The organism is Myxococcus stipitatus DSM 14675 (assembly GCF_000331735.1).
Lineage (GTDB): Bacteria > Myxococcota > Myxococcia > Myxococcales > Myxococcaceae > Myxococcus > Myxococcus stipitatus.
In genome coordinates, this window is sequence record NC_020126.1 from 1,751,932 (window position 1) to 1,766,134 (window position 14,203).

The 14,203-nt window shown below is 68.9% G+C and carries 9 protein-coding genes; 7 read left to right on the forward strand and 2 right to left on the reverse strand.

From position 1 onward, the window contains the following. The first annotated feature begins 12 nt into the window (after window positions 1–12). From glmS to MYSTI_RS07000, 6 genes are all read left to right on the forward strand, one after another. Window positions 13–1,848 (forward strand): glutamine--fructose-6-phosphate transaminase (isomerizing), encoded by a 1,836-nt coding sequence (gene glmS, locus MYSTI_RS06975; RefSeq protein ID WP_015347015.1) that lies wholly within the window; start codon window positions 13–15, stop codon window positions 1,846–1,848. Window positions 1,849–1,974: 126 nt separating this feature from the next. Next, complete coding sequence (locus tag MYSTI_RS06980; RefSeq protein ID WP_015347016.1) at window positions 1,975–2,748, forward strand: hypothetical protein; 774 nt, start codon at window positions 1,975–1,977, stop codon at window positions 2,746–2,748. 113 nt (window positions 2,749–2,861) lie between these two features. Next, on the forward strand, window positions 2,862–3,950 hold the full coding sequence (gene recA / locus MYSTI_RS06985) for a recombinase RecA (RefSeq protein ID WP_015347017.1): 1,089 nt from the start codon (window positions 2,862–2,864) through the stop codon (window positions 3,948–3,950). Window positions 3,951–4,196: 246 nt separating this feature from the next. After that, on the forward strand, window positions 4,197–6,350 hold the full coding sequence (locus MYSTI_RS06990; protein WP_015347018.1) for an alkaline phosphatase D family protein: 2,154 nt from the start codon (window positions 4,197–4,199) through the stop codon (window positions 6,348–6,350). 143 nt (window positions 6,351–6,493) lie between these two features. After that, on the forward strand, window positions 6,494–7,027 hold the full coding sequence (locus MYSTI_RS06995; RefSeq protein WP_015347019.1) for a GNAT family N-acetyltransferase: 534 nt from the start codon (window positions 6,494–6,496) through the stop codon (window positions 7,025–7,027). Between the two features lie 45 nt (window positions 7,028–7,072). After that, window positions 7,073–9,442, forward strand: a complete 2,370-nt coding sequence (locus MYSTI_RS07000) for a Tex family protein (protein WP_015347020.1) — start codon at window positions 7,073–7,075, stop codon at window positions 9,440–9,442. A 640-nt stretch (window positions 9,443–10,082) separates the two neighbouring features. Here the strand turns inward: MYSTI_RS07000 and MYSTI_RS07005 are convergent. Next, complete coding sequence (locus tag MYSTI_RS07005; RefSeq protein WP_015347021.1) at window positions 10,083–11,201, reverse strand: hypothetical protein; 1,119 nt, start codon at window positions 11,199–11,201, stop codon at window positions 10,083–10,085. Then, window positions 11,201–13,057: an HSP90 family protein gene (locus MYSTI_RS07010; RefSeq protein ID WP_015347022.1), complete on the reverse strand. Its 1,857-nt coding sequence runs from the start codon at window positions 13,055–13,057 to the stop codon at window positions 11,201–11,203. Before MYSTI_RS07010 ends, MYSTI_RS07005 begins: the two co-directional genes overlap by 1 nt. A 231-nt stretch (window positions 13,058–13,288) precedes the next feature. On the opposite strand from MYSTI_RS07010, the gene MYSTI_RS07015 reads away from it, so the two are divergent. Further along, window positions 13,289–14,131: a metal-dependent hydrolase gene (locus tag MYSTI_RS07015; protein WP_015347023.1), complete on the forward strand. Its 843-nt coding sequence runs from the start codon at window positions 13,289–13,291 to the stop codon at window positions 14,129–14,131. Window positions 14,132–14,203 lie beyond the last annotated feature (72 nt).

Sequence of the window (14,203 nt, forward strand, 5' to 3'; positions counted from 1 at the left end):
AGAGGTCAGACTATGTGCGGGATTGTTGGTTACGTCGGTGACAAGGAATCTGCCCCCATCCTGGTGTCGGGGCTGAAGAAGCTCGAGTACCGAGGCTATGACTCGGCGGGCGTCGCGGTGGTCAATCGCAACCAGCTCAACGTGGTGCGCGCCACGGGCAAGCTGCGCAACCTGGAGAACCGGGTGGTGGCGGACCAGCCGCAGGGCAACATCGGCATCGGCCACACGCGGTGGGCCACGCACGGGCGCCCCTCGGACGAGAACGCGCATCCGCACACGTACAAGAACGTCGCGGTGGTGCACAACGGCATCATCGAGAACCACCTGGCGCTGAAGGAGCAGCTGCGCGCGAAGGGGCACGTGTTCTCGTCGGAGACGGACACGGAGGTCTTCGCCCACCTCATCTCGGATGAGCTGGAGGCCGGCAAGGAGCTGCCGGACGCGGTGCGCGGCGCGCTGGACCAGGTGAAGGGCACGTACGCGCTGGCGGTGGTGAGCGCGCTGGACCCCCACCGCATCGTCTGCACGAAGAACGCCTCGCCCATGGTGCTGGGGCTGGGTGAGGGCCAGAACTTCATCGCCAGCGACGTGCCCGCGGTGCTCGAGCACACGCGCGACATCGTCTACATGGAAGAGGGGGACCTGGCCGTCGTCACCGCCGCCCGCGTGGATGTCTATACGCGCCAGGGCCAGAAGGTGAACCGCCCCACGCGCCGCATCGACTGGACGCCGATGATGGCGGAGAAGGGCGGCCACAAGCACTTCATGCACAAGGAGATCTTCGAACAGCCTCGCGCTGTCGCGGACACGGTGCGTGGCCGGATGCTGCTGACGGAGGGCGATGTCCACTTCGAGGGCTGGAACCTCACGCCGGAGAAGGTGCGCTCGCTGTCGAAGATCACGATTCTCGCGTGCGGCACGTCGTGGCACTCGGGCGTGGCCGGCAAGCACATGATTGAAACGCTGGCGCGGATGCCCGTGGAAGTGGAGCTGGCGAGCGAGTTCCGCTACCGCGACCCCATCGTGGAGAGCTCCCACCTGGCCATCGCCATCAGCCAGTCGGGTGAGACGGCGGACACGCTGGCGGCCTTCAAGGAGGCGAAGTCGCGCGGGGCCACGGCGATGGCCATCTGCAACGTGATTGGCAGCGCGATGACTCGCGAGGCCGAGTTCTCCGTGATGACGAACGCCGGCCCGGAGATTGGCGTGGCGTCCACGAAGGCGTTCACCACGCAGCTCGTCGCGCTCTACCTGCTGGCGGTGAAGCTGGGCCGCATCCGCGGGACGCTGTCGGTGCAGGCGGCGCAGGAGCACCTGACGCACCTGACGCTGATTCCGAAGATGATCGAGGACGTGCTCAAGTGCGAGCCGGCCGTGAAGCGCGTGGCGCGTGAGTTCATGAACGCGCAGGACTTCCTCTTCCTCGGCCGCGGCCCCATGCACCCGGTGGCGCTGGAGGGCGCGCTGAAGCTGAAGGAGATCTCGTACATCCACGCGGAGGGCTACGCAGGCGGCGAGATGAAGCACGGCCCCATCGCCCTCATCGACGAGAAGATGCCCGTGGTCGTCATCGCGCCCAAGCAGCCGCATGTGGCGTACGAGAAGATCATCGGCAACATCGAGGAGGTCCGCGCGCGCGGGGGCCAGGTCATCGCCGTCATCGACGAGGACGACGCGCAGGTGGGCGGGCTCGCCAACCACGTCATCCGGATTCCGGCCGCGTGCGCGCTGCTCGCGCCCGTGATTGCCACGATTCCGCTGCAGCTCCTGGCCTACCACGTGGCGGAGATGCGCGGGAACGACGTGGACCAGCCCCGCAACCTCGCCAAGAGCGTGACGGTGGAGTAGCCGCTCGCCGCCCACGGGCGGAAGGAAGCGCGCGAAGCCCGGGTTCCCTCTCGAGGGGCCCGGGCTTCTGTCGTCCTGGCGGACGGCGCTTTGAAGCGCACCCGGCACCGTGGATACAGTCGCCCCGTGTCGGACGCCACGCGCACACCCCCTCCCTCGTCCCGGTTGGATGAGCGGCCCGACGAGGAGCCTCGGGCGGACCTCGCCTCGTGGGCGCCGCCGCCCCCGGAGGCGGTGACGCGAAGCACGCCCCCGGTGGAGCTGCCCCTGCCGGTGCTGGTGCGCGTGGAGCAGGCCCTCAAGGCCCCCGACGCGGAGCGCGCCGAGGCCGCCGCCCGCCTCAACGAGGTGCTGGCGGAGCTCGCGAGCGGAGGCGGAGAGCGTCAGGTGGCGGACACGCTGCACCGGCTCCTCGCGGGTGGAAAGCTGGAGGGGCTGGTGGACGCGGAGGGCCGCTCCTGCCGCGCGGTGGCGGTGGAGGCGCTCCTGTCGTTGGGCTTCCCGTACGCGCTGGAGGTGGAGCCGGAGGACCTGCACCACCTGCGCTCCAACGTCTCCGCGCGCGCCCACCAGCGGCGGGGGCCGCTCGACTTCGGGCCCGGGGTGATGGCCACGGTGTTCCTGGGCGGCGCCGCCGCGCAGGTGCTGGAGGAGCTCTTCCACCCCAGCCGGGCCCCCGGCACGCTGACCCTCCAGGTGGGCCTGGGCGTGCTGGCCCTCCTGGCCTTGCTGCTTGCCCCGCCCCGCACTCCCGTGTACCGCGTGGGCATGGCCCTGATGGCCCTCGTGTCGGGCTTCTCGCTGCTCGTGGCCCTGGGGAACTGGGGTGTGCAGGGGGGCTTGTGGGTCGGTGTGGCAGGGGTGGTGGCTGCCCTCCTGGCGGCCTTCCGCGAGAGCTGACCGGTAGAACTCGGCACGGATGTCAGAGGGGTGGACTAGGGTCTACCCATCGCGTACTAAAAGCGCGTTCAGGTGAGCCGGGGTGGCTCGCCAATACAAGGAGCTCAAGAGAAATGGCCGTCAATCAAGAGAAGGAAAAGGCGATCGAGCTGGCGATGTCCGCGGTGGAGCGCCAGTTCGGTAAGGGTTCCATCATGCGGCTCGGCAACGACGAGCCCCTGATGCGCGACGTGCAGGCCATTTCGACGGGCTCGATTTCCTTGGACATCGCCCTGGGAGTGGGCGGCGTTCCGAAGGGCCGAATCATCGAGATCTTCGGCCCGGAATCCTCCGGCAAGACGACGCTGTGTCTCCACATCGTGGCGGAGGCGCAGAAGCGCGGGGGCATCTGCGGCTACGTGGACGCCGAGCACGCGCTGGACGTGGGCTACGCGCGCAAGCTGGGCGTGCGCACCGACGACCTGCTCCTGAGCCAGCCGGACACCGGTGAGCAGGCGCTCGAAATCGCGGAGATGCTCGTGCGCTCCGGCGCCATCGACGTGCTGGTCGTCGACTCCGTGGCCGCGCTCGTTCCCAAGGCGGAGCTCGAGGGCGAGATGGGCGATGCGCACATGGGTGTGCAGGCGCGCCTCATGAGCCAGGCCCTGCGCAAGCTCACGGGCACCATCGCCAAGAGCCAGACGTGCGTCATCTTCATCAACCAGATCCGCATGAAGATTGGCGTGATGTTCGGCAACCCGGAGACGACCACGGGCGGCAACGCGCTGAAGTTCTACGCGTCCCAGCGCCTGGACATCCGCCGCATCGGCGCCATCAAGAACGGCGAGAACGTGGTGGGCAGCCGCACGCGCGTGAAGGTGGTGAAGAACAAGGTCGCGCCTCCGTTCAAGGAGGTCGAGTTCGACATCATGTACGGCACGGGCATCTCGCGTGAGGGAGACCTCATCGACCTGGCCTCCAATGACAACATCGTGGAGAAGAGCGGCAGCTGGTTCTCCTTCAACGGTGAGCGCATCGGCCAGGGCCGGGAGAACGCGAAGGACTACCTCAAGGAGCACCCGGAGGTGTCGCGCGCCATCGAGGCCCAGGTGCTGGAGAAGTACGGCATCAACAAGGGCGCGCCCGTGGCGGCTCCTGCCGCGGAAGAGGCGCCCGCCGAGGGCACCAGCGAGAAGCGCCAGCGCGTGAAGGCCGTGAAGTAGACGCGCCCGTGTGAGGGGTTCCCGCGAGCCCCTTGCTTGATTGCTCTCATGCTCTCCGGGGCTGTCCTCCAATGCAGGACGGCCCCGTTGTTTTTCATGCCGACGGCACGGGTGGAGTGCGGCCACGAGTGCTGACACGGCGCGTTGTGAGCAGGGCGTGGCCTGGATGTTTCCAGAGGGACGGAAGAGGGACTTAGACTCGCGCGCGCCGGTCTTCGACCGTGCCTTCCCTTTTGGAGTCTCGCCTTGTTCGACAGATTGAATCGTCGCAGCTTCTTGCAGGCCGTGGTCGCCGTCGCGGCAAGCACCTCGTTTGGATGTTCCGAGGAGGAGTCGTCACAAGACGGTTCGAAGTACTTCCCGCAGTCCATCTGTTCCGGAGACCCGAGGCCGGACAGCGTGGTGCTGTGGGTGCGCGCGGTGGACCCGGAGAACGCGGGCGCGGACACGGCGGTGCGGCTGGAGGTGTCCACGAACAAGGAGTTCAGCAGCCTGGTGCTGGACAAGCGCTTCTCGGCGCTGGCCTCGAATGACCATGCGCTGAAGGTGAAGGTCACGAACCTGAAGGCGCGCACGACGTACTACTACCGCTTCACCTTCGAGAAGGGCGGCGAGACGTACGTGACGGCGACGGGCCGCACGCGCACGGCGCCGGCGGCCGGTGACGATGTCGCGGTGAAGTTCGCCTTCGCCAGCTGCCAGGACTACATCGGCCGCTACTACAACACGTGGCTGAAGCTGCTGAAGCTGGACGAGGACCTGGACTTCGTCGTGTTCCTCGGCGACTACATCTACGAGACGACGGGCGACACGTCGTTCCAGACGCCCACGTCCACGCGCTCCATCACGTTCAGCGAGCCGGAGGCGGCGCTCAAGCACGGCACGGGTTCGGTGGCGTTCTACGCGGCCAACTCGCTGTCCAACTACCGCGACATCTACAAGGCGATCCGCTCGGACAAGGTCATCCAGCAGGTCCACGAGCGCTATCCCTTCATCGTCATGTGGGACGACCACGAGTTCTCCGACGACAACTGGGGCCCCAACGCGACGTACACGGATGGCGTCAAGAAGGAGGAGCAGGTCGACCGGAAGAAGAACTCCGAGCGCGCCTTCTTCGAGTACATCCCGCTGGACAACACGCAGGCGGCGGAGGGCGCCATCGACGTGGCCTCCGCGCCGGTGTACCCGAACACGCTCATCTACCGGGACTTCGAGTTCGGCAAGAACCTGAAGATGGCGGTGTCCGACTTCCGCACCTTCCGTCCGGACCACCTCATCCCGGAGGACGCGTACCCGGGCCAGGTGGCGGTGACGGCGGAGGTGCTGGGCCAGTTCCTGCCGGGCCTGCCGGCGCCGGTGCAGGGGCTGTTGCAGACGGAGACGTTCGCGTACGTGAACATCGACGCGCCGGAGTTCGCCGCGCAGAAGGCCGCGCTGATGGGCGCGTTCGTGGCGGAGGCGACGAAGTCGGGCCTCACGCAGGGCGAGGCGACGGAGCGGGCCCAGGCCTCCGTGAAGGGGAGCCTGGCGCTCTTCTACGTGAACCAGGTACTGAAGAAGGTGAACGAGGCGCGCGCCGCGGCGGGTGCCCCGGCGATTCCCGCGATTGCCGCCACGGGCGCGCCCCGGGGCCTGTCCTATGCGCACATGGGCAAGGCGGGGCTCTTCGGCATCCAGGGCACGCGCTACATCGTCGTGAAGCCCATCTTCGACCTGTTCGCGTTCATCCGCTACACGCTCACGCGTGGCGCCTCCGAGGACGCGCTGGGCCAGGCGCAGCAGACGTGGCTCCAGAACCAGCTCAAGGCCACCAACACCTGGAAGATCATCGTCAGCTCCGTGTCGATGACGTCCATGGTGTTCGACCTGTCCCAGAAGATGGACATCCCGGACCCCACGCTGCGCCAGACGTTCTACTTCAACGTGGACCAGTGGGACGGCTTCCCCACCAAGAAGCAGGAGCTGCTGAAGTACATCCGGGACAACCAGGTGCAGAACGCGCTGTTCGTCTCCGGTGACATCCACGCGTCCTTCGCGTCGGTGGAGTCGGGGGTGCCCTCGCTGACGGCGCCCGCGATTTCGTCCGGCTCCATCAAGGAGCTGGCGGGCATGGCCGTCATCGGTGCGGGCTACCTGCAGGGCAGCGCCGTGCACCGCTACGTCGTCGCCGAGCTGAACGAGTCGCTGGCCGCGGGCAACCCGGGCATGCGCTACGTGAACGGCGACGCGCACGGCTTCGTGATTCTGGAGCTGAAGGGCAACGAAGCGCTGGCCGCCTACCACCTCATCCCCAGCACCGAGGTGACGAAGGACTACTCGCTCAAGACGGACGCGGAGCTGGATGCGCGCTTCACGCGCGTGGACTTCCGCGTCACCAACGGGACCATCACCAAGCTGTAGAGCGCACGTGACGTGCTCTCCGGGCCCGTGCCCGGGGAGCCGCCCGAGGGCCGCGCCGGGAGGGAGCTTCCACTCCTCCGGTAGCGGCCCTCGCTGTTCTCCCGCCTTGAATCCCGGAGGCAGGGGCCTATGGTGACCAGGCCATGAGCCTCTCCGACCTGCACCTGGTCCCCGCGCGGCCCGAGCACGTGGACTACTGGCTGTCCCTTCGGGCCCAGGCCTCCGCGCGGCGCTACGTGGACACCGACGACGACACCCCGGACGCGCTGTTGAAGCGCATCCTGGAGGCGGGCTCGCTGGAGGACCCTCGCGCGAAGGGGTTCCGCTGGTTCGCGCGCTGCGAGGGCCAGTGGGTGGGCACGGTGTCCGCGCGGGACGTGTCCCGGGCGCAGGGGCGGGCGGAGCTGGGCTACATGATGGACGAGGCACACCATGGGAGGGGGCTGGGCTCTCGCGCGGTGGGGCTGATGCTGGACCAGCTCTTCACCCTGCCGTTCCTCCAGCGGCTGTGGCTGACGACGCTGTCGGAGAACCAGGCGTCGCAGGGGCTGGCGCGCAAGCTGGGCTTCACGCTGGAGGGGACGATGCGCGCGCACGGCGTGTTGAGAGGTGAGCGCAAGGACCAGCAATTCTGGGGCCTGCTGCGCTCGGAGTGGACGGGGCGTCAGCGCGGGTGACGTGGGCTGGGAGCCGCGTGGGCCCCGGGTTATAGAAGCGGCGTCATGCACGCCTACGCCGCTGAGCTGTCACAGGAGCTGGGTCTCAGGCCCGAGCAGGTGGACCGCACCCTGGCGCTGAACGCCGAGGGAGCCACTGTTCCCTTCATCGCTCGCTACCGGAAGGAAGTCACCGGAGGGCTGGACGAGGTCCAAATCCAGACCATCCTGGACCGGGCCACCGAGCGCACCGAGCTGGACTCGCGCCGCGACACGATTCTTCGCTCCGTGGAGGAGCAGGGGAAGCTGACGCCGGAGCTGGCCAAGGCGCTCAAGGCGGCGAAGACGCGCACCGAGCTGGAGGACCTGTACCTGCCCTACCGCCCCAAGCGCCGCACGCGCGCCGCCATCGCTCGCGAGCGGGGGTTGGAGCCGCTGGCGGACCTCTTGTGGAAGCAGGACGGCAAGCGCGGAGAGGACGCGGACGCGAAGGTGCGTGCGTTCGTCAACGCGGAGAAGGACGTGCCGGACCTGGCGGCGGCGCTGGCGGGCGCTCGCGACATCTGCGCGGAGCGGGTGAGCGAGGACGCGGGGCTGCGGCGTGAGTCGCGTGAGGTGTGCGCGAAGCGCGGCTCGCTGCGCTCGGACGTGGTGCCCGCGAAGAAGAACGAGCCCACCAAGTTCGAGAACTACTACGGCCACGAGGAGCCCCTGTCGCAGGCCCCGTCCCACCGCGTGCTGGCGCTCCTGCGCGGCGAGGAGGAGGGCGTGTTGAAGGTGAAGCTGAACATGCCGGACGACGAGGTGAAGGCGCTGCTCTCGAGCCGCATCGTGACTCGGCCCCAGTCGCTGTTCGCCCAGGAGCTGAGGGCGGCGGTGGAGGATGGCTGGGAGCGGCTGATGGGGCCCTCCCTGGAGTCGGAGCTGCGCGCGGAGCTGAAGGAGCGCGCGGACAAGGGCGCCATCGGTGTCTTCGGCGAGAACCTGCGGCACCTGCTGCTGACGGCGCCGGCGGGGGCTCGCGCGGTGCTGGCGCTGGACCCGGGACTTCGCACCGGCATCAAGCTGGCGATGCTGGACAACACGGGCAGCGTGGCGGAGACGCTGACGCTGTACTCGGAGCGGAGCGCGGACGAGCGCGTGCGCGCCGCGAAGCTGCTGGTCGCCGTGGTGCAGAAGCACAAGCCGGAGCTGATTGCGGTGGGCAACGGCACGGGCAGCCGCGAGGCGGAGACCTTCGTGCGCGACACGCTCAAGGCCCTGGGTGTGCAGGTGCCCGTGGTGTCGGTGAGCGAGCAGGGCGCGTCCATCTACTCGGCGTCGGAGGTGGCGCGCGACGAGTTCCCGGACATGGACGTGAGCCTGCGCGGCGCGGTGTCCATCGGTCGGCGGCTGCAGGACCCGCTGGCGGAGCTGGTGAAGATCGACCCGAAGAGCATCGGCGTCGGGCAGTACCAGCACGACGTGGACCAGGGGCTCTTGAAGAAGAAGCTGGGCGAGGTGGTGGATTCGTGTGTGAACGCGGTGGGCGTGGACGTGAACACCGCGTCGCCGCAGCTCTTGGAGCACGTGTCCGGCGTGGGCCCGTCGCTGGCGAAGAAGCTGGTGGCGCACCGGGCCTCGAAGGGGCGCTTCACCACGCGGCGGGAGCTCTTGAAGGTGAGTGGGCTGGGGCCCAAGACGTTCGAGCAGGCCGCGGGCTTCCTGCGGGTGAATGGCCCGGAGCCGCTGGACTCGAGCGCCGTGCACCCGGAGCGCTACGCGGTGGTGGAGCGCATGGCGAAGGACCTGGGCGTGGAGGTGCGGGCGCTCGTGGGCAACGCGGCGCTGGTGCGGAAGATCGACCCCAAGCGCTATCTGGGCCCGGACCTGGGGGAGCTGACGCTGAAGGACATCCTCGCGGAGCTGGAGAAGCCGAGCCGCGACCCGCGCGGAGACTTCACCGCCCCGGTGATGCGCGATGACCTGCGCACGCTGGAGGACGTGAAGGAGGGCATGGTGCTCCAGGGCGTGGTGACGAACGTCACGGCCTTCGGCGCCTTCGTCGACGTGGGTGTGCACCAGGACGGCCTGGTGCATGTGTCGCAAATCTCCACGAAGTTCGTGAAGGACCCGTCCGAGGTCGTGAAGGTGGGCGACCGGCTGACGGTGCGTGTCCTCAGCGTGGACCTGGCCCGCAAGCGCCTGGCGCTGTCGGTGCGCGCGGCGCAGGAGGGCGGGACTCCGCAGCCGTCGGGACGTCCCGCCGTGGGGGGCGCGACGGGGGCACCGAGGATGATGGACCGAGGGAGCGGCAAGGGCGCTCCGGGCTCGCGCCCCAGCGGGCCTCCGCAGCAGCAGGGGGGCGGGCGCCAGGGCTCCTCTTCTGGTCCCAACGAGAAGGACAAGAAGGGGCCGGAGCCGTTCAACAACCCGTTCCGCAACCTCAAGCGCTGAGCCGGAACCTGGGCTCGGTGCAGCGCTGATGCTGGCACCGGGCCATTTTCGCCACACCGTCCGGATGCGAGGGACGCGCCGCCGCTGGCATCGAGCAACGTGCATCACGTTGCCCCACGGAGAGAAGGACGCGCCGCTGCTGACATCGAGCAACGTGCATCACGTTGCCCCACGGAGAGAAGGACGCGCCGCCGCTGGCATCGAGCAACGTGCATCACGTTGCCCCACGGAGAGAGGGACGCGCCGCCGCTGACATCGAGCAACGTGCATCACGTTGCCCCACGGAGAGAGGGACGCGCCGCCGCTGGCATCGAGCAACGTGCATCACGTTGCCCCACGGAGAGAAGGACGCGCCGCTGCTGACATCGAGCAACGTGCATCACGTTGCCCCACGGAGAGAAGGACGCGCCGCCGCTGGCATCGAGCAACGTGCATCACGTTGCCCCACGGAGAGAGGGACGCGCCGCCGCTGACATCGAGCAACGTGCATCACGTTGCCCCACGGAGAGAGGGACGCGCCGCCGCTGACATCGAGCAACGTGCATCACGTTGCCCCACGGAGAGAGGGCGCCCGCGATGCGAGCCTCGCGGAGCCCGTGGTCAGGATGCCGTCGCGCGAGGCGCTCGGGTGTTGTCGCCCTCAGTCGAGCGGGAAGTCGCGCACTTCCTCGGAGAGCCGCTGCAGGCGCGCGAGCCTCCGCGCATAGCGGTCCGTGCCGTTGCGCGTGTCGAACCGCGTGGCGATGTCCTTGGCCTGCTTGAGCATCCACGCGTGCAGCGCCGTCACCTCGTAGCCGCCGTCCTCGCGGTGCTCGGGGAAGGCCTTCGTCAGCCGCAGGCTCACCACGTCCCGGCCGCCCTCCATCTTCACCTGCTCCAGCAGGAAGGTGGACGCGACGAGGAAGAGGAACCGGTCGTTGAAGCTGCCGTGGTCCAGCGTCCACTCCAGGTGCTTCTCCACCAGCGAGAGCCCCCGCGCGAGGTTGCCCGTCAGCGTGAGGAACTCGATGTGGTCCCCCACGGTGGCCAGGAAGTCGCGGTTCTTCGACACCATCGGGTAGCCGCGCCGGTGCAGCTCCGCCGCCTGCTCGTAGTCGCCGAGCTTGAACAGCGGGTAGAGCATCGTGCCCAGCGTCAGGTGCGGAATCTCCGCGCACTTCACGCGCCCCTCGACGATGGGCTTCGCCTTGCGCAGCGCCTGCTCCCACTCGGCCTTCTCGACGTGGTGGTCCAGCTCGTCGTCCAGCTCGCACGCGCGGCAGTCCGTCAGGTGGTCCCGGGGCGCGGCGAGCCACGCCTCCCACAGCCGGTCCACCTCCGAGGGGGCGTCCCCCATGTCCCGGGCCGCCTGGTAGCGCAGCTTCAGCGCCGAGCGCTTGCCCGCGTTCACCCGCGAGAAGCACTGCTCGATGTCCTCCAGCGCGTCGGCAATCTGCTTCCGGGAGATGTGCGGGAACTCCTTGATGCGCCCCACCACCCACTTCTGCTTCCAGAGCAGGCCCTCCGGGTCGAAGCGCTCCGGGTCCTTCTTCTGCTGGCCGCGGCACCACGCGAAGGCCACCAGGGCCTTGTCCGGGTAGCCGCCGAAGGTCGCCGCGTCGATGAGGTCGTCGCGCAGCTCGTAGCCCATGTTCACGTCGCCGTGCGCGTCCGCCATCCGCACCGCTTCTTCCAGCAGGCGCACCTTGCTCTCGCTGGCCTTCTGCCGGTGGGCCCGGTCCCTCAGCGCCTGGGCCTCCTCGCGCCAGTCACCCGCCATCAGTGCAGTCCTCCGGAGCTCGCGCCACCGTCATTCTCGCCGCCCGTCCCTCCGCCCGCGCCGAGCTGCGCGGAGATGAGTCCCAACAAGCCCTGGTTCAACAGCGTCATCTCCTGTGCGCTCAGCGGGTGCTGCCCCAGCAACAGGGCCTGCACGTAGAGCATTTCCACCGAGAGCTTCATCATCTTCCGGTCCGTCACCGCCGCCAGCCGCCGCACCACCGGGTTGTGCAGGTTGAAGCAGAGCTGCGCGGGCTCCGCGTTCGCCGCCTCCATGACGCCCTCCAGCACGCTGGCGTAGAGGTCGTCGGACTCGTCCCGGGCCCGCTCCACGTCGCGCCGGAAGCTGCCGTCCTCGTCCGAGCTGAAGAGCGTGGGCACCTCCGCGGGGAAGAACTTCTTCACCGTCACGCCGCAGTGGAACGGGGCCAGCACCTGCTCGGCCGTGCGCAGGAGCGGGAAGACGGCGTCGCGCTCGTCCATGGACAGCTCCTCGAAGCTCTGCGGCAGGTCGGCCGAGGAGAAGGGCTCCACCTGCGCATCCGGCATCACGCGCGACAGCTTCTCCAGCAGCGCGGCGTCGTGCGTGTACGCCGCGTTGATGATGCACAGGCCCTGCGCTCCCGCCACGCGCGCCACCTGACGGAAGCCATCCAGCGTCGCGGTGTAGCGCACCACCGGGTGCGCGCGGCGGTACTCCGTCAGCGTCGTCACGCCCAGCGAGGTCTCGAACGGGAGCCAGCCGATGACGAGCCGGTAGAAGTCATCGTCGTCCAGCGCCAGGGCCTTCACGCTCAGCCCGTGCAGGCCAATCAGTCGCTGCAAGGAGCGAGGGTCCTCCCGCGCCAGGTCCATCAGGTACTTGCGCAGCCCTTGTCCCAGCGCCTCGCGGGCCTGGGCCAGCGCGTCGTCCTCGTAGAAGGACTCGCGGCTGGCGGTGGGGCGCAGCGCGTTGGCGTTCACCACGCACTTCACGAAGAAGGCCCACTCGGGCAGCAGGTTCTCCGCGCTCTCCGACAGCAGCATGTGCTTGAGGTACACGCGGTGCTTCTGCCGCGAGTTGAAGTTGGGCGAGATGGGCAGCACGAACGCCACCCCGTCCACGTCGCCCGCCTGCGAGCGCAGGGGGATGCAGTCGATGAAGTCCGTGTCGAACACCTCGCGCCCGTACTCGAGCAGCGCCTGACGCCGCTCGGAGGCGCTGGCGTACTCACGGCGCCACGGGGCCCCGTCCGAGTCCAGCCGCTCCTGCTCGCCATTCACCGTGAGCCGGATGGGGAAGGGCAAGAGACTGCCGTAGTGGCGGGCGAGCGTGCGCACCCGCTCCGCGTTGAACCACTCCGCCATGTCCGGACGGGCGACGAGGAACACCTGGGTGCCCGGCCGCTCCAGCGGATGCGCGGACTCCGCCACGCCGTACGTGCCGTCATGCCGGCCGCGCCACTCCAGGGTGCGCCCGTCCCCGCGCGCCGAGCGGGTGACGAGGAGCAGCTCGTCGCAGACCATGAAGCACGACAGGAGGCCGATGCCGAACTGGCCGATGAAGTCCTTGCGCCGGGCCTCCAGGGCCTCGCGCTTGGAGGACTCGCCGATGGTGGCCAGGAAGCGGTGGATCTCCTCCTCCGTCAGCCCCACGCCGTCGTCGCTGAAGACAAGGGTGGGCGGACCTCCATCCTGCTTCTCCACCAGCTCCAGCCGGACGGTGCCGGTGTGGCCGGGCTCCAGGTGCTGCCGCGCACGGATGGCGTCGGTGGCGTTCTGGAGCAGCTCTCGGAGGTAGACACCCGGGGAGCTGTAGAGGTGATGGGAGAGGAGGTCGATGACCCCGCGGAGGCTGACTTGGAATCGGTGGTCCACGGCTCTGGCGACGTTAGCCCACGGGAGGGCCGGGGCGAGCAGGAACCTGGCACTTTCGAGATTGCGGCGGCGGGCTCGCCAGGGCATTTGTCGGCTCTGGGGCAGGCGAGGTGCGCGGGCCCTTGAATGGCCGCCCGGACAGTGCCAAGCGGCGGCCCGGCCGAGAGAAGGCCCCCCGAGGGCCCTCCGGCACAGGCACACCCGGGTCGTTCGACCCGAGAGAGGACAACCATGCGAAACGAGCTCATGGCAGTCGCGGTGGGGGCATTGGTGGCTTTCACGGGAGTGGCGCGCGCGCAGGGCGCCCCGGCGGCCCCTGCCCCGGCGGCGAAGAAGGCCGATGCGGGGAAGCCCGCGGCCCCCCAGGGCAAGACGGAAGCGACGTGGTGGGGCCACGCGGCCTTCGTGGTGCGCACGCCGGGCGGGGCGGTGATTGCCATCGACCCGTGGCTGAGCAACCCCAAGGCGCCCAAGGACGTGCCGCGGCCGGAGGCGCTGGACGCCATCCTGGTGACGCATGGCCACTTCGACCATGTCGGAGACACGAAGGAGCTGGCGCAGAAGACGGGCGCGAAGGTGTTCGGCTCCTTCGAGCTGGTGAACCTCCTGGGCCTGCCGGAGGCGCAGGGCGTGGGGGCGAACCCGGGCGGGACGTTCCAGGTGAAGGACGTGACGATCCACCTGGTGGAGGCGGTGCACTCCAGCAGCTACCAGGCCGACCCGAAGCAGGCGCCGCAGTACGCCGGGGCGCCCATGGGCTACGTGCTGGAGATCGAGAAGGGGCCCACGCTGTATCACGCGGGGGACACGGGCGCGTTCGAGTCCATGTCCCTCATCGCCACCCAGTTCAAGCCGACGGTGGCGCTGCTGCCCATCGGCGGGCACTTCACCATGGGGCCCGCCGAGGCGGCGCAGGCGGCGCGGCTGCTGAAGGTCCAGAGCGTGGTGCCCATGCACTACGGCACCTTCCCGTTGCTGCAAGGGACGCCCGAGGCGCTGCGTGGCGCGCTGAAGAAGGTGCGCGGCTCGACGAAGGTGGTGGAGCTGGTGCCGGGGAAGGCCACGGCGCTGTAGTCGTCGTCCCGGGCGACTCTGTCCGGCGCGGTACTCTTCCGGACTCGTAGAAGTCCCGGTTCTCAAGCCGCT

Bases quoted from the DNA above. Each gene is read 5' to 3' on its own strand.
- MYSTI_RS07000 (WP_015347020.1), top strand. From the start codon at position 7,073: ATGCACGCCTACGCCGCTGAGCTGTCACAGGAGCTGGGTCTCAGGCCC.
- glmS (WP_015347015.1), top strand. From the start codon at position 13: ATGTGCGGGATTGTTGGTTACGTCGGTGACAAGGAATCTGCCCCCATC.
- MYSTI_RS07015 (WP_015347023.1), top strand. From the start codon at position 13,289: ATGCGAAACGAGCTCATGGCAGTCGCGGTGGGGGCATTGGTGGCTTTC.
- MYSTI_RS07005 (WP_015347021.1), bottom strand. From the start codon at position 11,201: ATGGCGGGTGACTGGCGCGAGGAGGCCCAGGCGCTGAGGGACCGGGCC.
- MYSTI_RS06995 (WP_015347019.1), top strand. From the start codon at position 6,494: ATGAGCCTCTCCGACCTGCACCTGGTCCCCGCGCGGCCCGAGCACGTG.
- recA (WP_015347017.1), top strand. From the start codon at position 2,862: ATGGCCGTCAATCAAGAGAAGGAAAAGGCGATCGAGCTGGCGATGTCC.